Source organism: Nocardia sp. CC213A, assembly GCF_030766805.1.
GTDB lineage: Bacteria > Actinomycetota > Actinomycetes > Mycobacteriales > Mycobacteriaceae > Nocardia > Nocardia otitidiscaviarum.
On the sequence record NZ_JASFXA010000001.1, the window covers coordinates 45,409 to 70,464 of the forward strand.

The window sequence follows — 25,056 nt, forward strand, 5'->3', positions numbered from 1 at the left end:
CCGCCTCACGGGAGCATCGCGAAAAGCACTGCGGCAGCGATCGTTTCGATCCAGAAGAACAGCCAAACCGGATAGAACGGCACCGGCTGGTCCACCAGGCGGGAGATGAGCCGACCCACCGCCATGCCGGCCAGGGCCGCGGCGGTGGTGGCGATGACACCATCGCGCAAGCCGCCGGGACCGAAGGCCGCGAGAGCCAGCATGACCGCCACGGCGAGACCGAAACCGCCGTAGACGGCCCGGATCTCGGAACGGCCGTCGGGAGTGTCGACGCGGGTGCCGAAGGGACGAGCGATGGCGGCGGGAGCCACCAGCGCGTAACCGCCCATGGCGAGAAACGCGGCGGCGATGACCAGAACAACGGCTGTGTGCACGGGCGGGACCCTTTCGCGTGGAATGTCACATGCGATGATCACGGGCATGGACAGGGTCGCACTTCCGGAAACGTGCTGTCCGGGCGAAGTGGCGACGATCTGGATCCGATCCGGGTACGCCGCGTATCTGGGGCCGTCGCTGCGATTGGATCCGCATTCGGGGTCGGTGCACTGCGTCGCGGTCGGGATCGACGCGCCGTTCACGGTGCGGGTCGACGCCGACCAGCGCACGGTGCGCAGCGCGTTCATTCCGGCCCGCACGCGGCATCAGGTGGTGGCGGAGTCGGGGCGGATGCTGTTCTGCTACCTACCGACGCTCCTGAGCGGCGTCGAACGGTGCACGACCGACACACTGGGCGCGATCGGGCTCACCCACCGTCACGAATCGGCGCTCATCGACCAGATGCGGCAGGCGAATCCGCTCGACCCCGCCGCGCTGCTGCGCCGCATCGCCGACACTGACACACCGGCGATCACCGACGCCCGCATCCGCGCTACGGTCCGGACGATCCGCGCCGATCCGGCCGGAACGCTCGGCGCGCCCGCCCTCGCCACCGAGGTCGGCCTGTCCACCTCACGGTTCCTGCACCTGTTCTCCGCCCAGACCGGCACCAGCCTGCGCCGCTACCGGCTGTGGTCACGCATGATGCGGGTCGCGGCCGCCGCCGAACGGGGACACGACCTCACCACCGCGGCCAGTGACGCCGGGTTCGCGTCGCCGAGTCATTTCAGCGATGCCTTCCACGCCATGTTCGGCCTCACCGCGACGACGTTGCTGGCCAACGGGACCCGCCTGATCGTCGGCAACCGTAGCGACGGACCTATCGCTCGACCGCCAGTGCGGTGCGATTCAGGATAATCCATTCCTGGCGGACGCCCGCCTCTTCGGTGCCGCCGACAGAAAACGCATCGTAGCCTTTGATGGCGGCGAACTTCCCGCGGTCATACACCTGCCAATACCGCGATTCCAGTTCCTCTTCTCTTTCCAACGTGTCGTGCGACCGTTCCCCCCTCCGAAGCTCCTCCATCTTCTCGCTGATCGACCGCAATTCCGCTTGCTGCTCGTGGTACAGGTCGAGGTAGTCCACGACCTTCGCGTCGGGCTTCAGCGCCATCCTCAACAATGTTTCCGACCGGTGGTCCGCATATCGCAGCGCCATTCCCACGTCCGGCGTCGCATAAGTACCCTCCCCGTATTGTCCGGTGCCGGGAAAGTACAAGCCCGATTTGAACTCCGCGACGAAACGCGGGTCCGATACGCCGCGGAACAACTCGACACCTCCCGCCGCGACGACCTGGTCCAACTCCTCGCGGGACACCAGGGTGGGCGGGCCGTCGAACCCCTGGCGTCGGTTCACCTCACCCAACGCGCGCCCGCCGTGGTTGGTGCCGTATCCCGCGCGATCGAGCGCGCGATAGTCGAGATCGTCGATGAGGTCGCGCCCACGGGTAATGCTCCCAGGTATCGAATATCCGAGCGCGGATTCGCTGTCGCCCGATGGTCCCGGCGATGCCGTGGACGGCTCGTGGTCCGCTTTCACGGTCGCCGCGACCATCGGTCCGATTTCGCGGTCTTCGTGCACGATCGCGTCGACCGCGTCGTGTGGTCCATCGCCACCGACCTGTCGAGAGGTGTCCGAAAAGGCCTCACCGGCCTCGCGGAGCTTCAACACACGATCGCAAATTCCCCTGCACAAATCGATCAAGGCGCTGCTGATGAACACGTGAAACCCCGCCCGAAGCGCATACTCCGCAGCCTAGCGGGCTCCCGCCACTGAGAATATCTCCGTCGAAAGCATTCCCACCGGCATTCCATCCCACCGTCCGCCCCGTCGTCCGCGGGACAGCGAATTCCGGACGCGGCCTGCCCGGCTCGACCGGCATCGGCGGGTAGGGTCGGCTCAGTGCTGACCAGGACACGACTATTCGCGCTGTTCGCCGTCCCCACCCTGACGTTGACCGGATGCGGGCTCTTCGACGACGACACCACCGAACGGATGACCTCCGTCGCGACCAGCTTCGCCGACGCGCTCACCAATGACGATCCGAGCGCGGCGGCCGCGGTCACCACCGATCCGACGCAGGCCGCGGCCGCCCTCGGCGCGCTCTACGACGGGCTCGGCACCGATGCGCGGTTCGAGGTGCGCGGGGTCGACACCGACGCCGGGACGTTCACGCTCGCCGCGACCTGGAAGCTCGGTGCGAACGAGTGGAGTTACACCACCACCGGCAAGGCCGCCGACACCGGTGACGGGGTCAAGGTCGCCTGGGATCCGGCCGCCGTCGCACCGGGACTGGACACCGGACCGCTGAGCTACAGCCCGGTCTATCCGGATCCCGCGCGGGTGCTCGACAGCACCGGCGGGGAGCTGATGACGCAGCAGGTGGTGACCCTGGTGAATCTCTCGCCCGGAGTGGACACCGCCGCGGTGGCGAATCTACTGTCCCCCATCGCCCCCGGCATCACCGCGCCGGCGCTGCAATCGGAAATCGATGCGGCACAAGGTAACCCGGTCACGGCGATCACTCTGCGGGAATCCGACCTCGCCCCGATCCGGGACGCGCTGACGGCCCTGCCGAATGTCACCCTGGCACCGCAGACCCGCCTGCTGACCACCGACCGGGACCTGGCCTCCCCCACCCTGTCCGGGCTGTCGGAGCTGTGGCAGCAGCAGGCCGACGCCGCGGCGGGCTGGGCGGTGCGCGCCCGCACCCCGCAGGGCACCGAGCGGGTCGCGGGCCAGGACCCGCAGCCCACCACCGATATCCGCACCACCCTCGACCTCGGTCTGCAACGCGCGGCGGAAGCGGCGCTCACACCCATCACGCAACCGGCCGCCATCGTGGCCTTGCAGCCCTCGACCGGGAATGTGGTCGCCGTGGCACAGAATTCGGCCGCCGACGCGGAAGGACCCATCGCGTTGACCGGCCTGTACCCGCCCGGCTCGACCTTCAAAACGGTGACGGTGTCCGCGGCGCTGCAGGCCGGATCGGTCACCCCCGACAGTATTGTCGCCTGTCCGGGTTCGGCGAACATCGAGGGCCGCCGCATCCCCAACGACAACAACTTCGACCTCGGCGAGGTCCCGCTGCACACCGCCTTCGCCCGCTCCTGCAACACCACCATGGGCCGACTGGCCGTCGATCTGCCCCCGGACGCCCTCACCACCGCCGCCGCCCAACTGGGTCTGGGCATCGACTACGTCACCCCCGGCCTGACCACCGTCACCGGCTCGGTCCCCACCGCCGACACCCCCGCCCTGCGCGTCGAGGAGGGCATCGGCCAAGGCAAGGTCACCGCCTCCCCGTTCGGCATGGCGTTGGTCGCCGCCGCCCTCGCGCACGGTTCCGTCCCCGCCCCCACCCTGGTCGCGGGACAGCCCGGCACCCCCGACCGCACCCCGCCCGCACTCCCGGCCGGTATCGCCGACCAGGTGAAAACCATGATGCGCGAAACGATCACCGACGGCACCGCCACCCAACTGCGCGACATCCCCGGCCTGCTCGGCAAGACCGGCACCGCCGAATTCATCGACGACACCCACGCCCACGGCTGGTTCGTCGCCATCGACGGCGACCTCGCCTTCGCGGTCTTCGTCTACGACGCCAACAGTTCCGGACCGGCCGTCGACGCGGCGGGCCGGATGCTGCGGCAGCGCTGAGATTCCGGCGCTGCCGCAGCGCGGTGGTTTAGGCGCTGCCGCAGCGCGGTGGTTTCGGCGGTCCGCGCACCGCACCGCCCGCTGTCCACTACCTGCGACGGCAACGGACAGCGGGACGGGTCTCGCGGCGGCGCAGGCTCACTCCCTGATCGGAGCAGTCGCGAACCGCTGGGGTTCGCGACTGCCGACTGCCGGGGCCGCCGGCTGCCGGACGCTGCGTCTACCCGGAGCGGCGAGCATCAGTGCACGGCGCTGGGCGTCCGCGATGTGTCGCCGGTGGCGGTGGGCAGCGCGGCTCGCGGGCGTTCGGTCAGCAGCAGTACCGCGGTCAGAACCACGAGCCCCATCGCCGAGCCGTGCACGGTCAACGCCGTCGCCGCGGTGCCGCCGTGCGTGACGACCGCCAGCGCGTCGCCGAACGGTATCGCGGCGTTGATCAGCACGACCCAGCCGAGCAGCCGACGGTGGCCGAGGACGAGCAGCAGGAACGTGACGGCGGCGACCGCGATGTCACGCGTGCCTTTGACGACGAAGTAGCCGTCGGCGTTGCCGGTCGGCCACGGCTCGATACCGAAACCTGGTGGGGCGCCGGCGGGATCGAGCAGGAAGCTCAGCCCGAAGTACAACGGTGCGGCCGCGCAGAGCACGGCCATCAGGGTGGTCCAGCGATATCTCATCATGATCGTTTCCTCGGTTTCTCGGATCAGGCCGCGCGGACGCGGCGGATGTGACGGGCGTAGCGGGGGCGGCCGACGGTGTGCCAGATGGCGCGCACCGGTGCGGGAAGACCACCGAGCAGCTTGGCTCTCTCGCCGCGGTCGGCCTCCTCCAGGACGAGACCGAACAGCGTGAGCAGGGTGAGCTTGGGCGTATTGGCCACCAGGTGATCGCCCAGCGACGCCCATTCCCGTTCGGTGATGTGGTCGGCCGCCAGCGGAAGCAGCGTCGTCTCCTCGTCGTCGAGGTGTTCGAGCAACACCGCCCGGTGATCGACCATTACCGCCACGACCGTGTCGCGTTCGTCGGCTCCGGCCGCGGCCTCCCACGCCGGGACCGCGGTGTCGAGCGCGGCCAGGGTGGCTTCCACCCGCTCGTGCTGCGCCTGCATGCGCAGCACGACGTCCGCTTCCAGATCGACCCGGGCCAGCAGCGGTGGCCACAACAGCTCGTCCTCGCCCTCGTGGTGGTTCTTGAGCCCCAGCCGGTAGTCGCGGAAGTGGTCGGCGATCACCTTGGCGCGCACCGTATCTCCCGGGGCGACCGCCGCGACCAGTTCCGTCAGCAGCCGTGACTCGCGCCGGAAGGCGCGGTGCACGATCTTCATGTCCTGAGTGTCGACGCTCATCTGTTCCTGTCCTTCGACCGTTGTGTTAGACGGGTTCGAGACTGCGCCCGGCGGTTTGGAAGGCACTAGCAGCCGACTTGGAACCCGTGCCCCGGCCACGCGTACGATGAGCCCGTCATGGTCTTGATCCGGGTATTGGGTTCGTTCGCGGCCGAGACCGACGACGAATCCCTTCCCCTCGGCGGGCCGCGGCAGCGCGGCGTACTGGCCCTGCTGGTGACCGCGCACGGTCAGGTCGTACCGGTCGACCGGATGGTCGAGGACCTGTGGCGCGGCGAACCGCCCGCGCGCGCTCTGGCGTCGTTGCAGGCGTACATCTCCAACCTGCGCCGCCTGCTCGAACCCGGCCGCGCGCCGCGGGCACCGGCTCGCTCGCTGGTGAGCGCGTCGCCCGGCTACGCGTTGCGGCTGCCGCGAAAAGCGGTGGACGCGTGGCGATTCGAGGAACTGCTCGACCAGGCCCGCGCGCTCACTGACCCCCGTGACATTCGCGCCCACCTGGACGAGGAGTTGGCGCTGTGGTGGGGGCCGGCGTTCGCCGAGGTCGCCGACGAGCCGTGGGCGGTCGCCGAGATCGCTCGCCTCGACGAGCTGCGCCTGATCGCCCGCGAACTGCACATCGCGGCGGGACTGCGGCTCGGCCGTCCCGCGACGGTGGTTCCCGACACCGAACGCCTCACCCGCGACCATCCGCTGCGCGAGGAGGGCCGGCGCCTGCACGCCCTCGCCCTGTGGAGCAGCGGCCGCCAAGCCGACGCCCTGGCCGCGCTGCGCCGCGCCCGCACCCTCCTCGCCGACGAACTGGGCCTCGACCCCGGACCGGACCTGGTGGCGCTGGAAGAAGCGATCCTCACGCAACGCACCGACGTGCTGCGCCGGGCCGTCTCCCCACCCGCCGCCGACGGGGCCCGACCCCCGGTGGCCACGCCACCACCGCCCTCCGGTGACGCCCCGGAGGCGACCACGTTCGTGGGCCGCGACGCCGAGCTTTCGGCCTTGCTGGCGGCCGCCGATGCGACTACCGGCGGGCTGCGCGTCGCATTCGTCACCGGGGAAGCCGGACTCGGCAAATCGACCCTGCTCGAGCATCTCGCCGCGCGGCTGGTGCGCCACGGGTGGCTCGTGGCCGCTGGACGCTGTCCCGACGTGGACAGCGCGCCGCCCGCGTGGGCGTGGGTGGAGGTGCTGCGGTCGGTGGCCGGAAGCATCGCGCCGGGAGCGTTCGCCGCCGACCTCGCGCCGCTGCTCCGCGATTCCGCGGCGGCGGCCGGTGACGCGGCGATGGCCGGTGACGCCGCCGTCGGACGGTTCCGGCTGCGGCAGGCCGTGTGGTCCTGGCTCGCGGCGTGCGCCGCCGACCGTCCGGTCGCCATCGTCCTGGACGACCTGCACTGGGCCGACGCCGCCACCCTGGAACTGCTCGGCGGCGTCGTCGACGCGCGGGGGCCGATCCTGGTCGTCGCGGCGTACCGCGCGGACGAGAGCGAGCGGCTCACCGCAACGCTGGCATCCCTCGCCCGTACCGCACCCCTGCGGCTGGACCTGCCCGGACTCGATCGCGCCGCCGTCGCCGAACTGGTACGCGCCGAGTGCCGCGCCGACGACGCGACCGTCACCGGCATCGCCGAACGCACCGGCGGCAATCCGTTCTATGTGCGCGAGACCGCGCGGCTGCTGAATGGTGAGGGCGCGCTCATGGCGCTGTCCGAGGTCCCCGAGGGTGTCCGGGATGTGCTGCGACGCCGGTTCGCGCGGCTGCCCGAAAGCGGTGTGTCCGTCCTGCGACTGGCGGCGGTGGCGGGCCGGGAAAGCTCGGTGGACGTGCTCGTGCGCGCCGCCGACACCGACGAGGACGGCGTCCTGGACGCACTCGACGCGGGCGTCATCGCCGGATTGCTCGACGAACCCGCGCCCGGGCGCGTCCGGTTCGTGCACGCGCTGGTCAGGGACACCCTACTGACCGATGTGAGCCGGCTGCGGACCACCAGAATGCACGCCCGGATCGCTGCGGCCCTGGCGGGCAGCGGCGACATCGCGGCCCTGGCCCATCACCACGCGCGTGCGGGATCGGCGCAGGCCGTCGGCTATTGCGTGCGGGCCGCCGAACTGGCCGAGGCGCGGTATGCCCACGATGTCGCCGCCGGACTCCTCACCGACGCCGTCGCCAACTCCACCGACCCGGACGAGCGCGTCGACCTGCTCGGCAGGCTGCTCCGCGCACAGGTCAGGGCCGGGGCCTTCGCCGCGGCCCGGGACACCCGGCAGCAGGCCGTGGAGTACGCCGAATCGCTCGGGCGCGACGATCTGATGATCGCCGCGTTCACCGCCTGGACCGAGCCCACCCCGTGGCAGTCCCGCCCCTACGGCACGGTCGACCGTCCGATCGTCGACCGCCTCGATCGTCTGCTCGCGCGCGCCGATCTCGCCCCCGAGGTGCGGGCACACCTGCTCATCGCGTACTCCCACGAGCTGGTGGGCGAGGCCGATCCGACGGTCATGGCGGCCGCGCGGGAAGCGCTGGACCTCGCCACCACTGCCCGGCTGCGCGCCGCGGCACTGCTGGTGCTGGCGCGTGACTCCGGGCGGCAGGAGTACTCCCGTGCGCTGGTGGAGATCAGTGTCGAGCACGACCTGCCGGTCTACCGCGTGACCGGGCTGCTCGACCAGGCCGCGAGCGCCGCCGTGGCCAACGACCCGGCGACCATGCATGCGCCGCCTGACCGAGGAGGCCTTGGCTCTCGCCCGCGCCTACCGGATGCCGGAAGCGATCGGAGTGGCCGAGGTCGCGCTGGCGACGCTGGTGCTCATCGAGGGCCGGTCCGCCGATGCCGAACGCCGCTATGCCGAGGCCAACGAACGCATGGAACGCGCCGGATCGGTGCACGCCACCGGCTTCCTTCGCCTCGCGCTGGCGGTGATCCGGCTCAACGACGGCACGCTCGGCGACCATCTGGACGAGGTGCGCGCTCTGCACGCGGCGTACGGTCCGATGGCCGCCGATCTGCTCGTGCTCGCCCTGCACGCCGCCGGCCGCACCGATGAGGCCCGCCTCCTCCGCACCTCACGGCATCCGATCCGGCCCGACTTCTTCTACACCTTCCTGACGAGTCTGCGGGCGATGGCGGCGGTCGCCCTGAACGACCGCGACGCCGCCGCGCGGATCTACGCGGACCTGCTGCCCCACCGAGACGGTCCTCCGGCTGGTGCGGCGAGCCTGTCGCTGGCCGTCCGTCCGGTCGCCCACACGCTCGGTGAACTCGCTCTGCTGCTCGGCCACACCGACGTGGCCGCCGCCCACTTCACCCGGGCTGCCGTCATCGCCGACCGCTGGAACGCACCGCACTGGTCGACCGCCGCCCGGATCCACGCCGAGGGTGCGCACGGCGGCCACGATTCGCGGCCGCGGCAGCGCTGACGGCGCGAACCTCGTTCGGCCCCTCGGTCGGTTTCCTGTTCGATGCCAAGCGCCTTCCGATCTCCAGTGCCTTCCACTTCCCGGACCACTCCCGTTCTGTCGCACACCCTTTGGCGGTCGGCTGTCGACTCGTGTGCGTGCCAGCCGCCGGGAAACCGGTGGACTCGGCGGCATCCCGCCTGATAGTCACTGGATCCATGCTGGTGACCTCACGCTCCGCGGCCGAGTACCGCGCCATGTTCGATCTGTCGGACGCGGACCTGAACGGGTGGGTGCTCGACTGCTGCGCGGGCGGAGCGAGTTTCGCCGCCGAGACCGGACAGCGGGTGGTGGCCGCCGATCCGGTGTACGCGGTCGGGGTGGATGAGGTCGAGGCGCGCGTGTCGGCGGGGCTGCGCGAGGGTGACGACATGATCGACGCGCACGCGGAATGCTTCGAATGGGGGTGGTACGGCGATATCGAGAGCCGTCGGTCGATGCGTCACGTGGCGGGAGCGCGCTTCCTCGCGGACCTGCGCGCGCGACCCGGACGCTACGTCGCGGCGGCGCTGCCCCGACTCCCGTTCGCCACCGCCGCTTTCGACCTGGTGCTCTGCTCACATCTGCTGTTCACCTGGGCCGACCGGTTGGGCGAGGACTGGCACCGGCGCGCCCTCGACGAACTGCTGCGGGTCAGCCGCGGTGAGGTGCGGGTGTATCCGCTGGTGGTGCAGGCGACCGGGGAGCCGGTCGTCTTCCTCGACCGGCTGCGCGAGGAGTTGCACTCCCGCGGCCACCGCACCGAGTTGCGGGAGGTGACCTACCGGTTCCAGCGCGGCGCGCACCACATGCTGCGAATCCAGGTGGCGCAGCAGCCGAATCGCGCACGACGCCGCTGATACCGCTGCCCCGGCACGACGACCTGCCCCCGGCACGACGACCTGGCCCGCGCCCGCCGCTTCCACGGTCGGGCGCAAACGTCGGTGCACCGCCAGCCCACCAGGTCCGCCGCCCGCCGCCCGCTGAGCGATGGCCTTGCCGAGTTCGGTCCGGATTCAGTTGTCGCCGTGCACGTTCGGGAACGTCTCGGTGATGAGGGTGCGCAGCATGTCGGCGAGCAGGTTGTGCACCTGCTCGCGAGTCAGGCTGCCGCGCACGATCCATTCGCGGCCCGCGGCCTTCACCAGGCCGCCGTAGCAGCGCACCAGGGCGCGCAGCTCGTCGCTGTGCAGCGATTCCTCGAGGCCCATCATCCGCACCACCCGGTCGGCGGCGGCGGTGTCGGCCTCGTCGAGGATGCGCTGCACTTCCGGATCGTCGCCGATGCCCTCGTGGCCGGTGACCTTCACCCAGGTGTGGCCGTGCTCGCCGATGGTGTCGAGCAGCCACGCCACACTGGCGTCCACGCGGTCGCGCATGGTGCCGGTGGGCACGGTCATGGCCTCGGGCCGCGGCAGGGTGACCATGCGGCGCACCACCGCCAGGTACAGGTCGCGCTTGTTCCCGAAATAGTGGTTGATCAGGCCGCGCGCCACTCCGGCGCGCTGCGCCAGTTCGGCGGTGGAGACGGCCGCGTACGGCCGTTCCCCGAACATGTCGATGGCGCAGGCGAGGATCTGGGCGCGGCGTTCGTCGGGTTCGAGGCGACGGCGACGCGAGGGCGCGTCGGAACCCTCGGCCGCCGTGGCGTCGAGCACCGTCGCCTCGACCGCGGACGCAGTGCCGGTGTCGCTGCCGGGCGTGGGCCGCGACTCGTTGTCAGTGTCGCTGCCGGGCGTGGGCCGCGACTCGGTGTCAGTGTCGCTGCCGGGCGTGGGCCGCGACTCGGTGTCAGAGTGAGCGGGCAATGAGATCCTTCATCACCTCATTGGCGCCCGCCAGGATCCGCAGCACTCGGGCGCCGGTGTAGAGCTGGGAGATCGGGTATTCGGTCATGTATCCGTAGCCGCCGAACAGTTGCAGACAGCGGTCTACCACGATACCCAGTTGGTCGGTCAGCCAGTACTTCGACATGGCAGCGGTGGGAATATCGAGTTCCCCCGCCACGTGTTTGACCAGACAGTCGTCCAGGAAGACCCGGCTCACGGTGGCGATGGTCGCGCATTCGGCGAGCTCGAATCGGGTGTTCTGCATGGCGAACAGCGGTTTGCCGAACGCTTCCCGGCCCTTGGTGTAGTCGACGGTCAGTTCCACCGCCTTCTCCATCATCGCCACCGCCATGATGGCGGTGACCAGCCGCTCCTGCGCCAGCATCTGCATCATCTGGTAGAAGCCCTGGCCCTCGGCCGAACCCAGCAGATTCGAGGCGGGCACCCGCAGGCCGTCGAAGAACAGCTCCGCGGTGTCCTGGCCCTTGCCGCCGATCTTGGACAGGATGCGGCCGCGCGTGAATCCGGGTGTCTCGTCGTTCACCTCGGCGAAGATGAGCGAGACGCCGGCCGCGCCCTGGGTGGGGTCGGTCTTGGCGGCGATGATGATGCCGTCGCACAGCCAGCCGTTGGAGATGAAGATCTTCGACCCGGTGATGACGTACTCGTCACCCTCGCGCACCGCGCGGGTCTTGATGTTCTGCAGATCCGATCCGGTGCCCGGTTCGGTCATGCCGATGGACAGCACCATCTCGCCGCTGGCAGCCTTGGGCAGTACCCGCCGCTTGAGCTCCTCGGTGCCGAATTCGTGCACGTAGGGCGCGATGATGGAGGAGTGCACCGGCATGCCCATGGCGCCGTCGCCGCAATGGCACTGCGCTTCGATGATGGCCGCCTCGTGCGCGAAGGTGCCGCCACCGCCGCCGTACTCGGCGGGGATGGCCGCGCACAGCAGCCCCAGTTCGCCGGCGCGCCGGTACAACTCGCGATCGGGATGTCCCTGCTCGACGAATTTCTCCTCGTGCGGGATCACTTCCTTCTCGAAGAAGGTGGTCGCCAGTCCTCGTACCGCCTCGACTTCGTCGTCGCTCCATGCGGGCCGTGCCATCGTCGCGTTCCTCTGCTCTCGCGCGCCGCCTGTCCGGCGCGTCGAGACAAGAGTGCAGGGTTATTGGCGAAGTGTCAACAACCCGGGATTGCCACGCGTGGCGACCTCACGACTCCCCACCGCGCGACTGGTTCACCTCCGCCAGCGTGGCGAAGATCGGCACGTCCGGATCGGCGCGAATACCCTGCCGTCGCAGGAAACCGTCGATCAGATCCCACACCAGTTGTGTTGTGCGCTCGATGAATTCGGTCGTGTCCTCGGCGGACGGGGTAGCGGAGTCGGCCAGCCACAGATCGCTGACCGACACCACGACGCCGATCAGCGCCCGGGACAGATACTCGATACCGGTGGTGTCCAGCGGGATCGCCTCGGCGACCGTGATCGCCATCTTGGTGAGCTTGCGCGCGGCGTTGCGGCCCAGATCCACCTGGAGCACCGCACCGTCGGCCTGCTGCAGCATGGGGGCCTGGCCGAGATAGCGGAACACATTGGGGTGCTCCAGGATTCCGTTGGCGTATTCGGTGAACACCCGCCGCAGCGCCGCCCGCGGCGGTTGCAGCACGAGGGTCATATCGGTGCCCGCCGAGGCGAACGCCAGCCGCGTGGTGCGGTCGGCGATCTCGGCGTACAGATCGGCCTTGTCCGCGAACTGGCGGTACAGCCGCGGCTTGGTGATCCGGGCCTCGCGGGCGATGTCGTCCATGCTGGGGCGGGGGCCGTCACGATCGATCACACGGATCGCGGCGTCCACGATCTCGTCACGGGTGATCGAGCGCGGGGCCGATCCGGAACTGGTGCGCGCCACGGTGAGAACTGTACACGTACCACCGGTACGGCCGTGGGTCACGGCCACCGCCCCCGTTTTGCCCGCTCGTAACCGGGCATACCCGTGACAGAGGCCACACCCTGGGTGTCGCAGACGGGATTGATTTCGCCGCGACCGTACTGCCAGTATCGATAGGCGTACCGGCGGTACGGTCCGGGGCGCGAGGGGTCGCACCCGGCCCCAACGCCGGAACGCTCCGCGACACCGAACCGGAAAGAACCCGATGTCCGACGCAGCACGCCAACTCGGCGACACCCTCCGAGCACCGCTCCCCGCCGCCTTCGAACGGCTCACCGACAGCGAACTCACCGAACTCGACCGGCTCCTCCACGACGCCCTGCGCCGCCACGCCGCCAACCTCGACGCCGCCATCGACACCTCCCTCGACTACGTGCCGCGCCTCATGCGCCCCGCCGTCAAGAAAGCACTCGGACTGTGAGCCACCACCTCGTCGCCGTCGCCGAAACCACCAAACTCGCCCGCGTCCTCGGCCTCACCGACCCCACCGAACTCGACTTCCTCGTCGACCTGCCGCCCGACGCCCTCCGCGAGTTCCGCGAACGCGTCACCGACCTGCTCTTCGACCGCGACGCCAAACGCCTGCACCGCGTCGCCGCCGCCAGCACCCTCGTCCCCGCCACCATCAGCGGCAGAATCGCCGAACGCGCCTTCGGACCCGTCCTGTGCGCCGCCACCGCCTCCACCGTCGACCCGCGCCGCGCCGTCGACATCGCCAAAACGCTGCCGCCGCGCTTCCTCGCCGAATGCGCCGTCCAACTCGACCCGCGCCGCACCGGCGACATCATCGCCGCCGTACCACCCGCCATGGTCGCCACCGTCGCCCGCGAACTCCTCGCCCGCGGCGACCACATCACCATGGGACGGTTCGTGCACGTCGTCCCCGAACCCGCGCTGCGCGCCGCCGCGCCCATCATGAGCGACACCGACCTGCTGCGCATCGCCTTCCTGCTCGAGGACAAAACCGCCATCGACGAGGTGCTGCACGTGGTCGCCGACCGCGTCCCCGGGGTCATCCGCGCCGCCGCCGAACAGGACATGTGGGCCGAAGGCATCGACCTGCTCGACTCCATCGCACCCCAGCACCGCGCCTGGATTGGCGATATCGCCGCCGGACTCGGCGGCGACGTCCTCGACGCCCTCATCACCGCCGTCCACCGACTCGACGCCTGGGCGACCCTGCTGCCCATCACCAGCGCGATGAGCCACGACAGTCTGCGCCTGTTCGCCGAACGCGACGCCGTCCACGACCAAGCCGTACTCACCGCCATCATGGACACCGCACTCGACCACGGACACTGGCGCAACCTGCTCCCCCTCGCACCACACCTGCCCGCGCCGCAACTCGCCTTCATCGCCGCCCGCGTCGCCGCCGAATCCGACGAACGGCTCACCGAACTCATCCGCGACGCCGACGCCGCCGGACTCTGGTACGCCATGATCCCCCTCGCCCTCGCCATGACCGACGAACACCGCCGCCGCATGGCCGCCCTCCCGGTGATGCACGAACCCGACCTGTTGCGTGCCGTCATCACCAGCACCGCCGAACACGAACTCTGGTCACAGGCACTGCCACTGGTCGACGCGCTCCCCGACCACGCCACCCCCGCCCTCGCCGCCTGCATCGGCGAGCTCACCCGCGACCAGATGCTCGCCGGGCTGCTCGCCGCCGCCCGCGGCGACAACATCCATACCCTCGTCGACATCGCCCTCGCCCAGGACCAGGACGGCCGCGCCCGCGTACTCGACATCATCGACGGCATGGACGACCTCGAGGACTTTCTCGCCGCCCTCACCCCCGACACCCCGAACGTGGTGTGGGACGCCCTCGTTCAGGTCCGCGACGAAATCCCCGCCACCCTGCTGCGTCTGCTCGCCGAACGCGCCCGCGAACTCGGCCAGCACCACACCGCCGCGGCCCTCGACATCGTCCCCGCCACCCCCGACTGACCGCTACCCCGACAACACACGCACATCGGCGACGTCGTACTCCGCCACCGCCGCCGACAGCATGGCCGCCCCCGGCTCGAACTCGGGACCGCTACGCCGGAACGCCTCCACCGCCTCCCGCGACTCCCACCGCTCGAACACATTCACCCGGCCGGGGTCGGTCAGATCGGCGCAGATCGCGAAATCCAGGCACCCCGCCGCCGCCCGCGCCTGCTCGACCACCGACACGCACGCATCCAGATACGCATCCCGATCCCGCGCCTCGACGGTGATGTGGCCAGCCACGATAACCATGGGTCACTCCTTCTCCAGAGGTTTCGCAATAGCGACGACATGGACCCGCCGAACTCATCGCCCCCACGGCCGCGGGCCGTCAGCCCACCTCGTAGTCGAACCAGATCCGATGCGTTCCGTCCGCGTCCACGGCGAGACCGCCACCCCCGCTGATGCCCGCCAACTCACCCGTGCCGCTGCCCGGCACGATCGTGAAGAACTCCCCGCTCCGATCCGCTCCGGTAGTCGACGCCGAATGCAGGAAATTGAACGTCCCCACCCGCCCGTTCACACTGCCCTCGAAAGACTCCATCGCCACATACGTGCCCACCCCGGACTCCTCATCGAACGCCGACGTGAACAATGTCGCCGCCCGCCCCTCGACCTCACCATCGAACACCTTCTCCATCCGCGCGACACCCACCCCCAACGCCGTCCGAATCGCCGGATCGGGAACCACATCGGTAGGGGTGAATGACTTGACCTCGAAAGTTCCAGTAGCTCGCATGATCAGATCCTCACACGCGCCGCGCTCGCACCTCTTGTAAGAACGCGACACCGATGACGACACGCCCTGCAGTCGGTGAGCTTGCCGACCAGTAGCGAGCCACCGCCGGATAATCGTGCGGTGTCGTATTACGGCATCCCCGGATACCGGCCACGCTGGCTTGGCCGTAAGTACGAATTCCGAGACCGGCCATCCGCGAATCCCGGCGTCACTCGGGGTCGATCCGTGGTGGGTGTATCCACGAATTTCAACGTCACCCGCGTCGGCGTGTCCGGTCGGCGGGCGTGTCAGAACGGTAGCGTGTGAAGGTCTTCCACGGGGATCCTGACGTTCTGAACAACGGTGATGAACCGATTCAAGTCGGCCCGCAGGCCAGCAAGCGCGTAGCTGCCCGCGCCGCCGAAGGCGTGGAAGGACTGCGCGGCAACCAGTGGCTGCCAGTTAGCCAGTTGCCGCTCAGGGCACTGCCATGCGTGGTCTGCCCCAACGTTGTTTGTGGGCAACGAAACTGGCACAGGCTTTCCGCTGCCGATGTCATCGTCGGCAAGCGCTCTTCCCATCACATGGAACAGGTACCTGAGTATCCGTCATAGGCTCGGGCATAACGCGAAGAGGACCGATGAGGAGACTGCGTGTCAATGGGTGTCCCGGAGTGGCAATCTATCGTCGACTCTCCTTCGGAAGCACTCCGCGAGGCTGCGGACAGGCTCACGGAGAGCGGGATCGTCGGAGTCTCGGCGGCATACTCCACCACATTCGGCATCGTCACCGGCGACTTCGTCCTGACCGCGAGTGGATACGCGACCGGAACGATCAAGGACGACTACGGCTTCGACCAAGCGGAATTTCTCGCGTCGCCGACCATCAGCGCTGTGCGTGGCGACGTGGACTGGTGGGCGCGGCGAGCGTCCCGTCAGATCAGTCAGCTCGCGGACCGGTGGATTCGTCTCGACCGAGACATCGACTGGACCAACCCAAAACGAAGCGGAGCGTTCGCGGTCGACATCGTCGAAACATTCAGTCCCAATGCCCTCGCCGACGCCATTCGGGCTATCGCGCCCCTGGCTTCCGTCGATACCTCGGAGTCCGACGACTACGACATCTTCGGCCAAATAGCTGTTACGGCGGGCAAATGGACCGTCCAACTGCACGGGAGTGCGCCACACGATGTGTTGGGGATCTGGATGCCAGTCGCCGACGGCATCGTCGACCGATCCGCAGCCCAACACCTCGCCGCCGATCCGCAATCCGACGATGACGACACACCCCTGTGGGACGAAGCGGGAAGGCCACTGGGAATCAACGTCTCGATAACGACCCGCTCCGGCCACGCTGGCGCGCTTCAGATCCGAGCTGACCGCGTGCTCGCAGACGACACCCGACTCGCTACCGAGGCCACCGCCCAAGTCGGCCTCACCGAACACGCGAGCCGCGTCGGCAACTTGCTCCTGGAAACGGCGACAGCACTCGGCGACCCTGACAATCCAGGACAGGCGCTCAATCACGTTCTTGCCGGTCTCGACGATCTGACACCAGTGATCGTGACAAAGCCACCGGATGTCAGTGTCGGAATTGATGTTTCACCAGTTCTCACGCCTGCCATATTTCTGGTCAATGTACTCACCGCCCGCGTCGCCTATCTCGAAAATACGTCCCGGGACGCGGTGATCTCGACCCTTCGCGATCAACTCGAGGCCGCCGCCCGACTGGCACCCCCACCCAACGGCTCAGCCTCCGCGGTGTAGACCCCGCTCGCGCGATGACGTCACGCGCGAAACCCGCCGGTTCCTGCGCCACTGCCACCGCCAATCCGACATCGTGCCCGGTCCTTCCGTGTCGCACACGCCGTGGGTGTGGTCACGGGTCGCGCCTTCCGAGTTCAGGGCCTGGCTCGCGGGCATCGGAGGTGATCTCGTCATTCGCGGATAAACAGGTGTTCAGGGCACGATTTCCAATGGCTGCTGCGGTGCGGGTGTGGCAGCGGTGCCTCCAGTGTTGTTGAGGGCGGTGCGAGTGAGCCGGTAGGACTGGGTGCCGGTCTCGATCTTCCAGTACAGCCCGGTCCATGGGCTGTACCGGTCCGGCCCACCACCGTGGCCGGCCCCCAGTTCTGCTCTGCGATAATGGGCCGTCAACCCGACCCCCGCACGAAGGAACACCCAGCCTCCCGATGGCCGCGCACACCACCCCGGACAACGCCGACACCACGGCCATCGACCCCGACGAACTGGCGATCTGCCTGCGGGTGCTCGAACGGGCGGGGCAGCTCGAGAAGGACCATCCCGACTCCATCGCCGTGCAGCGGGCCGTCGGGCACATGTTCAAGAAGCTCAAGCAGCGGCGGCGCATCGAAGCCCGCGAGGCCGTGGCCAATGCCGACCGTGAGGTCATGGCCGCGACCGCCACGGCGTCGCCGAATCGGATCGACGACGAGACCGCCGGTATACCCATCAGCTCCAACGCGCCCGGAGCCTCCGCCGGCACCCTGCTCAAACCGCGGCCCTGCTACATCTGCAAGCAGCGCTACACCCGCGTGGACGCCTTCTACCACCAGCTCTGCCCCGACTGCGCCGTCAAGAGCCACGCCAAACGTGACGCGCGCACCGACCTCACCGGCAAACGCGCCCTGCTGACCGGCGGCCGTGCCAAGATCGGCATGTACATCGCGCTGCGGCTGCTGCGCGACGGGGCGCACACCACCATCACCACGCGATTTCCCAATGACGCCATCCGCCGCTTCAGCGCCCAGCCCGACAGCGCCGACTGGCTGCACCGGCTGCGCATCGTCGGCATCGACCTGCGCGACCCCGCGCAGGTCGTCGCGCTCGCCGACGATGTGGCGGCGCAGGGTCCGCTCGACATCATCATCAACAACGCCGCCCAGACCGTGCGGCGGTCCGCCGGTTCCTACAGCGCGCTCGTCGAAGCCGAGAACGGGCCGCTGCCCGCAGGACAGCTGCCCGAGAAGATCACCTTCGGCAAGACCATGCAGGCGCATCCGACGGCGCTCACCGCGTCGCTGACGCCCGATCTCACCGCCGCGGATATCACCGAACTCGCACTCGTCGCGGGTTCGGCCACCCCGGAACGCATTTCGCGCGGCGTCGCCATCGACGCCGGGGGGCTGGTGCCCGATCTCGCCCACACCAACAGCTGGGTGCAGACCGTGGCGGAGGTCGACGCCACCGAACTGCTCGAGGTGCAGCTGTGCAACTCGGTCGCCCCGTTCATTCTCATCTCGCGCTTGCGCCCGGCCCTGGCCGCCTCCCCCGCGCGCCGCAAGTACGTCGTGAACGTCTCCGCCATGGAGGGCGTCTTCCACCGGGGATACAAGGGTCCGGGGCACCCGCACACCAATATGGCCAAGGCCGCGCTCAATATGCTCACCCGCACCAGCGCCCGCGAGATGTTCGAGGCCGACCGCATCCTCATGACCGCCGTGGACACCGGCTGGATCACCGACGAGCGGCCGCACTACACGAAGATCCGACTGGCCGAGGAAGGATTCCACGCTCCCCTCGACCTGGTCGACGGCGCGGCGCGCGTCTACGACCCGATCGTCCAGGGTGAGGCGGGCACCGACCTCTTCGGTGTGTTCCTCAAGGACTACGAACCCTCCAACTGGTAGCAGCCCTTCCCCTCTTGGCTTCTTTCTGGGTCCGGAGGGTTTCGTCGGTTGTCTCGTCTGGTGAGGATCTTTCATAGTTAGATGCGCATATTGCCGTATAGATATCGCCTGCTGCACACCCTGTCCGTGAGCCACCTGACCGGTCGGCCGAGTTTCGCAATACTCCCTGCCGATCCGACGAGGTCAATCCAGGGTTCGCGGGGCTCCCCTCCCCTTACTGCGCCGCGCCGCGAGACGGCCGACTCGTTGTTGCGGCATGACGCAGTAGGGATGGAGCTAGCGGGCACCGCTCCCCCTCACCGTCGGATATGACGCGCTATTTTCCATTCATGGAGACGCATATCCGCATGTTGGTATGGCACTACAGCATGATGACGGTCCGCTCGCCGGGTGCGTCGTCGTGGACCCATGCCTTTTCGACCTCCGCCAGCGGGACCGGGCGCGGGCGCACGAGCAGACCACCGGCGGCGATCGCTTCGGCGACCTCGCACAGCACCTGATGCAAGGCTTCGTGAGAGACCGCGCCGAAGCCGCTGCCGAGGATGCGGAATGCGTTGGAGCGCAATGCATGGCCCTACAGGGTGATCTCCGGGCCGCCCATGCCGCCGATCTGCACCCAGTCCAACAGCCGGGTGTGCTGGGTGCGGGCGTCGAGCACCGCCCGCATGGCGAGCTGGGTCGGCGGTCCCCACAGATAGTCCAGGACCACATCGACCTCGGCCGCTGCCGCGGCGAGCGCTGCCGCGGTTCGATCCTCGTCGGCGGTGAGCGCGACGACTTCGTCGGCGTGGGCCTGCAATTCCTCCAGGCGGGCACGATTGCGCCCGGCCGCCACCACCCTGTCCGCGCCGAGATGGCGCGCGACCTGCACCGCCATCGATCCGACATTGCCCGTGGCCCCGAGCACCAGGACCGACTTGCCGGGCTCGAAGGACACCCGCGTGCGCAGCGCGCCCCACGACGACATGGCCGGATTCATCGTCGCGGCGACGACCGCGGGGTCCGCGTCGGCGGGCACGGGGATCGCGGTGGTCGGGTCGATGAGCAGCCGCTGCGCGAGGCTGCCCGCGCCCATCGGCATCACATAGGCCAGGCTCCCGTCCGCCCGGCGTACCACGGCGTCGGCGCCGGCGAGGGCCGGCAATGTGGTCGGACTGGTGTAGTGCTTGCCCGCGGCAATGCCTTTCGTGGCCGGGTGCAGGCCGACCGCGAGGACGTTCACGACCTCGCGCCCGGACTCGGGCCGCGGCTCGGGAATCGACCGATAGCGCGGTGGTTCATCGAACGATTCCACGAGTGCGGCATTGATCGTCGACATGAGTGCTCCCCCTCTCGAAGCAGCTTTAGATACGGATTAGTTTCTTATGATCACTACGATAAGACCGCAGGATAAGATACTCAAGTGGATCTAAAGGCGAGTAGTGTCACAGCGGACGACAGCCGCGCCGGGAATCCCGCGCCGAGCGGCCGGGAGGGCGCCACGCGTCGGCGCGGAGCCCGCCTGGAAGAAGCCATTCTCGCGGCCGCCTGGTCGGTGCTGACCGACAGCGGTTACGCCGGATTCACCTATGATGCTGTCGCGACCCGGGCGGGCACCAGTAAACCGGTGCTCTACCGACGCTGGCCGCAACGCGAGGAGCTACTGCTGGCCACCCTCGCCGCGCACTGGCCGCGTATCGAGATACCCGATACCGGAAGCCTGCGTTCGGATGCGATCGATTTCCTGCGAGCCGTCAACTCCGACCGCGCGCGCACGATCGTGTTGATGAACGCGCTCCTGGCGGACTACTTCCTGGCCACCGGAACCAACTTCGGCGAACTGCGCGCCGCCCTGCGTCCCGACCAGCAGCCGCCGTTCGAGCGCATCCTCGCGCGCGCCGTCGAGCGTGGCGACCTCCCCGATAGACACTGGCCGCCACGCATCGTGAACCTGCCGTTCGACCTGCTCCGCCACGACCTGCTGATGACGCTCCAGCCGGTGCCCGACACTGCGATCACCGAGATCGTGGACCGGGTGTGGCTCCCGCTGCTGCACAGCCCGCCGATCGGCGACAAGTGCATTCGCTAGTCGGCGGACAGCGCGGTTGCGGCGAAGCGGCCGACCGGGTCGGGCTCCGTGGACAGGGCGTCGTCGAGTAGGGCCGTGAACTCGGCGACTTCGGCTCCGAAAGCCGCGATCAAGGCGCGGAACGCGCGGGCCTTGTGGTCGCAGTCGGCGAAACGGCCGGTCTGATGCGCCTGGAGGGTGTGACGGGCGAGCTGGTACTCGCCCCATGCGGGGCAGGGCGCACGGTCGGGCTCGCTCACAGCCGTCACCTGACCCCGAAGCCTCGGTCGCCGAACGCGATCCGCGCCGGGAGGCGATGCCGAGCCCGCCCCGCGCGATGCAGTCCGTGCGTCGCCAAGCGGGGAACCTCTACCGCCCCCTTCGCCTCTGACGTACGGGAGCACGAAAGGGGGCCGCTCCCGGCCCTCTCGGAGATCGTCGCGAATGCCCCACATCGCCCAAATGAATACGGCGATGCCCACCAGCATCAGCCCCACAGTCCATACGTTCCAAGACATTCGGCCCACTCCCCTACCTGTGCACTGCGCTCGCTTCCTGCCGCCGATCGACTTGTATCGAACCGCGATCGCAGACCTCGACGCTGTAGCGTTGGACGAGAACGGCACCCGAGACATGGTGTCGCGCGTGGCAAAGGAGTTCGCGGAGTGAGCAATCCGCCGGTCAGCAAGTGGTTCAAATCCACCCGCAGCGAAACCTCGAAGCAATGCGTCGAGATCAAGTTCGAGGACGGCGGGGTTGCGGTGCGCGATTCGAAGAATCCCGGCGGACCCGTGCTGAACTTCGACGGAGTGGCGTGGGACCGGTTCGTGGACAGCGGGATTCGGGAGCGCTGACAAGGGGATGACCGAGCCGGGCGGCCGAGCGGCGGCTGCTGCCGCGCGTGAGATCGCCGAGCGGACGGCGCGAGCGCTGGCGTCCGGCGCATCGGGTATCAGCAGATCCTCGCATGAACTGGGGGGGTGGGAGCCGGGAGACTGCCGGGGTACTGGTTCACGCCGACCACCGCAGCGCTATTCCCGTCGATTCCTCCGGTCGTGCTCTGATTCGCGATGATCAGGTCATCGGGGGGCGCAACGACGACGTGCACACGGCGTGGTGGGAGGAACTGCGGGCTCGGGGCGTCGACACCGACCGGACGGTGTCGGATCTGAGAACCGTGTGGGACTACCTCCGGCACGACCCCAAGTGGGCGTTCGACCCCGAGCGGAATTACGGCGGCATCATCTTCTTCGGCAGCCGTGACATCGGCGGGTCGTCGGTGATCGCGAACCTGGTCCGCGACCGTGGCCTCGGCGATGTGCCAGTCGTCTTCTCCGGATATCGGGGCGAGGCAGCCAAGTTCCGGCTGGCGGCGGAAAAGCTGAACCTCAACCCGAACCAGATCATCGAGGAACCACTCGCTCAGAACACCGGCCAGAACGCGGTCTACTCGGTCCGGATGCTCGAGCAGCACGGCCGCGACGTCAGTTCGGTGATCGGAGTGTGCACTCCCTTTCACGCCCGACGCGTGTGGGGCACGCTCATGAAACAGTGTCCGGACGTCGAGCACGTCGCCATACCCGCCGCCGACGTCTCCCTCGAGAACTACATGAAATACGGCAACCGCCCCGACGCCACCACGGCCCCGCACCCGAAGTCGATCGTCGCCATCACCATGGGCGAGATCAAACGCCTCGACGAGTACCCCGATGAAGGCCACATCGTCCGAGAACACATCCCCGACAACGTGCGCAACGCCTATGACAGACTGAGCGAGACCTTCCGCCCCGCTGAACGCAGGTTCTGACACGTCGGACGATCGGTGATCCGTTCATCAGCCGTAGGCGACGCCGCGTCCGTTCGATCAAGTTTCGGAGTGGGAGGATCAGCCAGCTGCTGGGATACGACGTAGTTGTTGGATTTGCTCGAGGCGGCTCAGCGCTCCGCTGATGGCGCTTTCGTCGAGGTCGAGATCTTCGAGTGCGGCACGGACGTGTTCGGGTCGCACTGCGTCGACGCGCGGAGCACGCTCTCGTCGAGGGGGTCCACACTGCCCTGGTGGAGCGTGACGAAGTCGGAGTTCAGGATGAATTCCCGTCCTCCGCGCGCGGGGTCGGGGGTTTCGGGCAGCGAATAGCCATGATCGAAGGCCACGAGGTCGCCGTTGAGATCCGGCCGGTAATTGGCTCGGTGTCCGTCGGAGTTCCCGATGACCCAGTGCAGAACAGCGACTTGCTGTTGCTGGATGGGGTCGTATTCATCCCATCGCTTTCCGCGGTCGAGCTCGACGAACTGTTGCACCGATCCGGGGCCGTTCGGGCCGTCGATCAGGGCGGTCGGGGGTACTCTTCCGAACCCGAACAGTTGATCGATACGGTAGGCGGCGACTTCACGCCGGGCCAGTTGGCCCTGCTCGTGGGTGATCCAGTTTCGCTTCCCAAAGGATTCGCCGGTGAAAGGTTTGTAGACGTTGAGGGTTCCGGCATCGTCGGACGGCAGGATGCGCACCGTGTTCGAGGTGAACACCAGGTCTTCGTCCTGTGAGTCCTGGTCTCGCAGTTGCCGCCGCCGCATCTCCAACTCACCGGCAGGCGGCGTATAGACCCCACCGCGGCCACCCGCCGCCGTCGATCCACGCGTAGCGACTGCGGTGTTCTGCTCGTTCAGAATCTGGCCGATTGTTCGGTCCGTGCCCGACAACGTGCCCGTAGAGGAATCCAGCTGAGTCCGTGTACCACGGTAATATCCGACCAGGCCGCCTTCGAGCTGCTTCAACGCACTCAGCAGCCGACCATAGACATGCTCCCACGACTCACCTAACGGGCTGGGCATCGAGGATTACCGAACCGGACGGTCCTCGCGGTGGCCCGGGGGGTCCGATTCCCTGGGCGACGCAGCATGGCTCTCATCGACCAACCGGCAGTAGCCCATCCGCATCGGTTGCAGCAGCGCTCGCATGAAGGCAGGACCGGCAGTCGGCATCACGTTCGGTCCCTCCTGGACCTCGACACCTTCGTCGTACCACTGCTGAGCCTGCGGGCAGCCTAGATCATCGGTCAAGGTCAACACCACCGTGTCATCGGTGGTCAACCGAAACTGGGCCACCCGTTGCGGTCTACCCGCGACGTATTCGTACACACCGAGCTGTGTCGGCGTCGCCGAGCCAGCCATACCGAACCTCCCTTCGCTCCCCATACGATCTTTCCATGGGGGACGGCAACCAAGCTTCTCAGCACGGAGGCCCGCCCGTCCGTTCGATCCGAATCCACGGCGGCGGAGCGACACTCATGTCAGGCGGCTGGTGACGAATTCGGCCAGGGGGCGGAGGTTCTCGGGGAGGTCGAGGTAGAAGTGGCGGCCGGGGAAGGTTGCCGCGGCGAAGTCGGCGGTGGTGTAGGTGGCCCACTCGTGTGCTTGGGTGACCGTGGTGGTGGGGTCGTCGGTGCTGACCAGGGCGCTGATCGGGGTGCGCAAGGGGATGGTGGGTTGGTGGCGGTAGGTTTCGACGGCCTGGTAGTCGGCGCGGACGGCGGGGAGAACCAGGTCGGCCAGGGAGGGTTCGGTGCGGAGGATGGCGACCGAGGTGGGGTCGTTGGCGAGGCGTTCCAGGTCGGCGATGAGGGCGGAGTCGGGGGCCAGGTGGAGGCGGGCCGATTCCTCGTGGGCGGGGGCCGGGCGGCCGGAGACGAACAGGTGGGCCAGGTCGCGGCCGGCCGCTTCCAGGGCGCGGGCGGTCTCGTAGGCGACGGTCGCGCCCATGCTGTGCCCGAACAGGGCCAGGCGGACGGTGGCTGGCCAGCGCAACAGGTCGGCGGCGGACTGTTGGGCGAGGGTGGTCAGGGAGGTGACGAGCGGGTCGCTCAGGCGGTCCTGCCTGCCCGGATACTGCACCGCGTAGACGGCTGTGCCGCTGCCGAATTCCTGCGCCAGGGCGCGATAGGCGGTGGCCGCTCCCCCACCCGGCGGAAAGCAGACGAGCACTGTAGTCGCCTCGGCGTCGGGCCGTAGCTGTCGTAGCCAAGCGGTACCGGTGAGATTCGCCACCAACGAGGTTC

General features: G+C 68.6%; 28 protein-coding genes. 13 read left to right on the forward strand and 15 right to left on the reverse strand.

Annotated elements, in window-relative coordinates:
• Positions 1-5 precede the first annotated feature (5 nt).
• Complete coding sequence (locus QJS31_RS00230; RefSeq protein WP_282784817.1) at positions 6-374, reverse strand: DUF4345 domain-containing protein; 369 nt, start codon at positions 372-374, stop codon at positions 6-8.
• A 46-nt stretch (positions 375-420) separates the two neighbouring features.
• Between QJS31_RS00230 and QJS31_RS00235 the strand changes: the two genes are divergently transcribed.
• The gene (locus QJS31_RS00235) at positions 421-1,233 is read left to right on the forward strand and encodes an AraC family transcriptional regulator (protein ID WP_306355659.1); all 813 of its coding nucleotides are present in this window, start codon (positions 421-423) and stop codon (positions 1,231-1,233) included.
• Here QJS31_RS00235 and QJS31_RS00240 read toward each other — a convergent pair.
• Positions 1,196-2,098, reverse strand: a complete 903-nt coding sequence (locus QJS31_RS00240) for a hypothetical protein (RefSeq protein ID WP_306355660.1) — start codon at positions 2,096-2,098, stop codon at positions 1,196-1,198. The two genes, QJS31_RS00235 and QJS31_RS00240, sit on opposite strands and share 38 nt — an antisense overlap.
• Positions 2,099-2,278: 180 nt before the next feature.
• Here QJS31_RS00240 and QJS31_RS00245 point away from each other — a divergent pair, with 180 nt between their 5' ends.
• Positions 2,279-4,036, forward strand: coding sequence for a penicillin-binding transpeptidase domain-containing protein (locus QJS31_RS00245; protein WP_372341526.1), 1,758 nt, complete (start codon positions 2,279-2,281; stop codon positions 4,034-4,036).
• A gap of 239 nt (positions 4,037-4,275) precedes the next feature.
• Here the strand turns inward: QJS31_RS00245 and QJS31_RS00250 are convergent, their stop codons facing one another.
• The gene (locus QJS31_RS00250; RefSeq protein WP_306355661.1) at positions 4,276-4,716 is read right to left on the reverse strand and encodes a DUF4267 domain-containing protein; all 441 of its coding nucleotides are present in this window, start codon (positions 4,714-4,716) and stop codon (positions 4,276-4,278) included.
• A gap of 23 nt (positions 4,717-4,739) precedes the next feature.
• A complete protein-coding gene (locus tag QJS31_RS00255; protein ID WP_306355662.1) occupies positions 4,740-5,381 on the reverse strand; it encodes a hemerythrin domain-containing protein in 642 nt (213 codons plus the stop codon).
• 117 nt (positions 5,382-5,498) lie between these two features.
• On the opposite strand from QJS31_RS00255, the gene QJS31_RS00260 reads away from it, so the two are divergent.
• The 3 genes from QJS31_RS00260 (at position 5,499) to QJS31_RS00270 (ending at position 9,674) form a co-directional block, all read left to right on the forward strand.
• Complete coding sequence (locus QJS31_RS00260; RefSeq protein WP_306355663.1) at positions 5,499-8,423, forward strand: BTAD domain-containing putative transcriptional regulator; 2,925 nt, start codon at positions 5,499-5,501, stop codon at positions 8,421-8,423.
• A complete protein-coding gene (locus tag QJS31_RS00265; protein WP_306355664.1) occupies positions 8,371-8,796 on the forward strand; it encodes a hypothetical protein in 426 nt (141 codons plus the stop codon). Before QJS31_RS00260 ends, QJS31_RS00265 begins: the two co-directional genes overlap by 53 nt.
• Positions 8,797-8,999: 203 nt before the next feature.
• Positions 9,000-9,674, forward strand: coding sequence for a methyltransferase domain-containing protein (locus QJS31_RS00270; RefSeq protein WP_306355665.1), 675 nt, complete (start codon positions 9,000-9,002; stop codon positions 9,672-9,674).
• A gap of 156 nt (positions 9,675-9,830) precedes the next feature.
• On the opposite strand, the gene QJS31_RS00275 is transcribed toward QJS31_RS00270, so the two are convergent.
• The 3 genes from QJS31_RS00275 to QJS31_RS00285 all read right to left on the reverse strand — a co-directional run bounded on the left by QJS31_RS00275 (position 9,831) and on the right by QJS31_RS00285 (position 12,556).
• Positions 9,831-10,472, reverse strand: coding sequence for a TetR/AcrR family transcriptional regulator (locus QJS31_RS00275; RefSeq protein ID WP_282785791.1), 642 nt, complete (start codon positions 10,470-10,472; stop codon positions 9,831-9,833).
• A 133-nt stretch (positions 10,473-10,605) separates the two neighbouring features.
• Entirely contained in the window at positions 10,606-11,751 is a 1,146-nt protein-coding gene (locus QJS31_RS00280) for an acyl-CoA dehydrogenase family protein (RefSeq protein WP_282779249.1), read from the reverse strand.
• A gap of 106 nt (positions 11,752-11,857) precedes the next feature.
• Positions 11,858-12,556: a TetR/AcrR family transcriptional regulator gene (locus QJS31_RS00285; protein ID WP_282779248.1), complete on the reverse strand. Its 699-nt coding sequence runs from the start codon at positions 12,554-12,556 to the stop codon at positions 11,858-11,860.
• Between the two features lie 244 nt (positions 12,557-12,800).
• Here QJS31_RS00285 and QJS31_RS00290 point away from each other — a divergent pair, with 244 nt between their 5' ends.
• Both QJS31_RS00290 and QJS31_RS00295 read left to right on the forward strand, forming a co-directional pair.
• Complete coding sequence (locus tag QJS31_RS00290) at positions 12,801-13,016, forward strand: hypothetical protein (protein ID WP_039813580.1); 216 nt, start codon at positions 12,801-12,803, stop codon at positions 13,014-13,016.
• A complete protein-coding gene (locus QJS31_RS00295) occupies positions 13,013-14,545 on the forward strand; it encodes a hypothetical protein (protein ID WP_306355667.1) in 1,533 nt (510 codons plus the stop codon). Before QJS31_RS00290 ends, QJS31_RS00295 begins: the two co-directional genes overlap by 4 nt.
• 3 nt (positions 14,546-14,548) lie before the next feature.
• Here the strand turns inward: QJS31_RS00295 and QJS31_RS00300 are convergent, their stop codons facing one another.
• Both QJS31_RS00300 and QJS31_RS00305 read right to left on the reverse strand, forming a co-directional pair.
• Positions 14,549-14,839, reverse strand: coding sequence for a putative quinol monooxygenase (locus QJS31_RS00300; RefSeq protein WP_282779243.1), 291 nt, complete (start codon positions 14,837-14,839; stop codon positions 14,549-14,551).
• Positions 14,840-14,918: 79 nt separating this feature from the next.
• Complete coding sequence (locus tag QJS31_RS00305; protein ID WP_195146756.1) at positions 14,919-15,326, reverse strand: DUF3224 domain-containing protein; 408 nt, start codon at positions 15,324-15,326, stop codon at positions 14,919-14,921.
• A gap of 302 nt (positions 15,327-15,628) precedes the next feature.
• On the opposite strand from QJS31_RS00305, the gene QJS31_RS00310 reads away from it, so the two are divergent.
• The 3 genes from QJS31_RS00310 to QJS31_RS00320 all read left to right on the forward strand — a co-directional run bounded on the left by QJS31_RS00310 (position 15,629) and on the right by QJS31_RS00320 (position 18,954).
• Complete coding sequence (locus QJS31_RS00310) at positions 15,629-15,919, forward strand: hypothetical protein (protein ID WP_282779241.1); 291 nt, start codon at positions 15,629-15,631, stop codon at positions 15,917-15,919.
• A 39-nt stretch (positions 15,920-15,958) separates the two neighbouring features.
• Positions 15,959-17,071, forward strand: a complete 1,113-nt coding sequence (locus tag QJS31_RS00315; RefSeq protein ID WP_282779240.1) for a hypothetical protein — start codon at positions 15,959-15,961, stop codon at positions 17,069-17,071.
• A gap of 425 nt (positions 17,072-17,496) precedes the next feature.
• Positions 17,497-18,954, forward strand: coding sequence for an SDR family NAD(P)-dependent oxidoreductase (locus QJS31_RS00320; RefSeq protein WP_282779238.1), 1,458 nt, complete (start codon positions 17,497-17,499; stop codon positions 18,952-18,954).
• A gap of 361 nt (positions 18,955-19,315) precedes the next feature.
• Here QJS31_RS00320 and QJS31_RS00325 read toward each other — a convergent pair whose 3' ends face one another.
• Both QJS31_RS00325 and QJS31_RS00330 read right to left on the reverse strand, forming a co-directional pair.
• Positions 19,316-19,519 carry a hypothetical protein gene (locus tag QJS31_RS00325; RefSeq protein WP_306355668.1) on the reverse strand — a complete coding sequence of 68 codons (204 nt, stop codon included), beginning with the start codon at positions 19,517-19,519 and terminating at the stop codon, positions 19,316-19,318.
• A gap of 9 nt (positions 19,520-19,528) precedes the next feature.
• Positions 19,529-20,272, reverse strand: a complete 744-nt coding sequence (locus tag QJS31_RS00330; RefSeq protein WP_306355669.1) for a zinc-binding alcohol dehydrogenase family protein — start codon at positions 20,270-20,272, stop codon at positions 19,529-19,531.
• Positions 20,273-20,356: 84 nt separating this feature from the next.
• On the opposite strand from QJS31_RS00330, the gene QJS31_RS00335 reads away from it, so the two are divergent.
• Entirely contained in the window at positions 20,357-21,022 is a 666-nt protein-coding gene (locus QJS31_RS00335; RefSeq protein WP_282779235.1) for a TetR/AcrR family transcriptional regulator, read from the forward strand.
• Here the strand turns inward: QJS31_RS00335 and QJS31_RS00340 are convergent.
• On the reverse strand, positions 21,019-21,261 hold the full coding sequence (locus QJS31_RS00340; RefSeq protein ID WP_282779234.1) for a hypothetical protein: 243 nt from the start codon (positions 21,259-21,261) through the stop codon (positions 21,019-21,021). The genes QJS31_RS00335 and QJS31_RS00340 overlap by 4 nt on opposite strands.
• A 405-nt stretch (positions 21,262-21,666) precedes the next feature.
• Here QJS31_RS00340 and QJS31_RS00345 point away from each other — a divergent pair, with 405 nt between their 5' ends.
• Positions 21,667-21,855, forward strand: coding sequence for a DUF397 domain-containing protein (locus tag QJS31_RS00345; RefSeq protein ID WP_282779232.1), 189 nt, complete (start codon positions 21,667-21,669; stop codon positions 21,853-21,855).
• Between the two features lie 113 nt (positions 21,856-21,968).
• Entirely contained in the window at positions 21,969-22,808 is an 840-nt protein-coding gene (locus QJS31_RS00350) for a YdcF family protein (protein ID WP_306355670.1), read from the forward strand.
• Positions 22,809-22,936: 128 nt separating this feature from the next.
• Here QJS31_RS00350 and QJS31_RS00355 read toward each other — a convergent pair whose 3' ends face one another.
• From QJS31_RS00355 to QJS31_RS00365, 3 genes are all read right to left on the reverse strand, one after another.
• Positions 22,937-23,776, reverse strand: coding sequence for a hypothetical protein (locus tag QJS31_RS00355; protein WP_282779228.1), 840 nt, complete (start codon positions 23,774-23,776; stop codon positions 22,937-22,939).
• A gap of 63 nt (positions 23,777-23,839) precedes the next feature.
• Complete coding sequence (locus QJS31_RS00360; RefSeq protein ID WP_306355671.1) at positions 23,840-24,172, reverse strand: hypothetical protein; 333 nt, start codon at positions 24,170-24,172, stop codon at positions 23,840-23,842.
• Between the two features lie 114 nt (positions 24,173-24,286).
• Positions 24,287-25,045, reverse strand: a complete 759-nt coding sequence (locus QJS31_RS00365; protein WP_306355899.1) for a thioesterase II family protein — start codon at positions 25,043-25,045, stop codon at positions 24,287-24,289.
• Between the last annotated feature and the right edge of the window lie 11 nt (positions 25,046-25,056).

Coding starts and splice junctions, on each gene's coding strand:
- QJS31_RS00235 (WP_306355659.1), top strand. CDS start 421: ATGGACAGGGTCGCACTTCCGGAAACGTGCTGTCCGGGCGAAGTGGCG.
- QJS31_RS00250 (WP_306355661.1), bottom strand. CDS start 4,716: ATGATGAGATATCGCTGGACCACCCTGATGGCCGTGCTCTGCGCGGCC.
- QJS31_RS00255 (WP_306355662.1), bottom strand. CDS start 5,381: ATGAGCGTCGACACTCAGGACATGAAGATCGTGCACCGCGCCTTCCGG.
- QJS31_RS00260 (WP_306355663.1), top strand. CDS start 5,499: ATGGTCTTGATCCGGGTATTGGGTTCGTTCGCGGCCGAGACCGACGAC.
- QJS31_RS00265 (WP_306355664.1), top strand. CDS start 8,371: ATGGCCGCCGATCTGCTCGTGCTCGCCCTGCACGCCGCCGGCCGCACC.
- QJS31_RS00280 (WP_282779249.1), bottom strand. CDS start 11,751: ATGGCACGGCCCGCATGGAGCGACGACGAAGTCGAGGCGGTACGAGGA.
- QJS31_RS00290 (WP_039813580.1), top strand. CDS start 12,801: ATGTCCGACGCAGCACGCCAACTCGGCGACACCCTCCGAGCACCGCTC.
- QJS31_RS00300 (WP_282779243.1), bottom strand. CDS start 14,839: ATGGTTATCGTGGCTGGCCACATCACCGTCGAGGCGCGGGATCGGGAT.
- QJS31_RS00305 (WP_195146756.1), bottom strand. CDS start 15,326: ATGCGAGCTACTGGAACTTTCGAGGTCAAGTCATTCACCCCTACCGAT.
- QJS31_RS00320 (WP_282779238.1), top strand. CDS start 17,497: ATGGCCGCGCACACCACCCCGGACAACGCCGACACCACGGCCATCGAC.
- QJS31_RS00330 (WP_306355669.1), bottom strand. CDS start 20,272: ATGTCGACGATCAATGCCGCACTCGTGGAATCGTTCGATGAACCACCG.
- QJS31_RS00350 (WP_306355670.1), top strand. CDS start 21,969: ATGAACTGGGGGGGTGGGAGCCGGGAGACTGCCGGGGTACTGGTTCAC.
- QJS31_RS00360 (WP_306355671.1), bottom strand. CDS start 24,172: ATGGCTGGCTCGGCGACGCCGACACAGCTCGGTGTGTACGAATACGTC.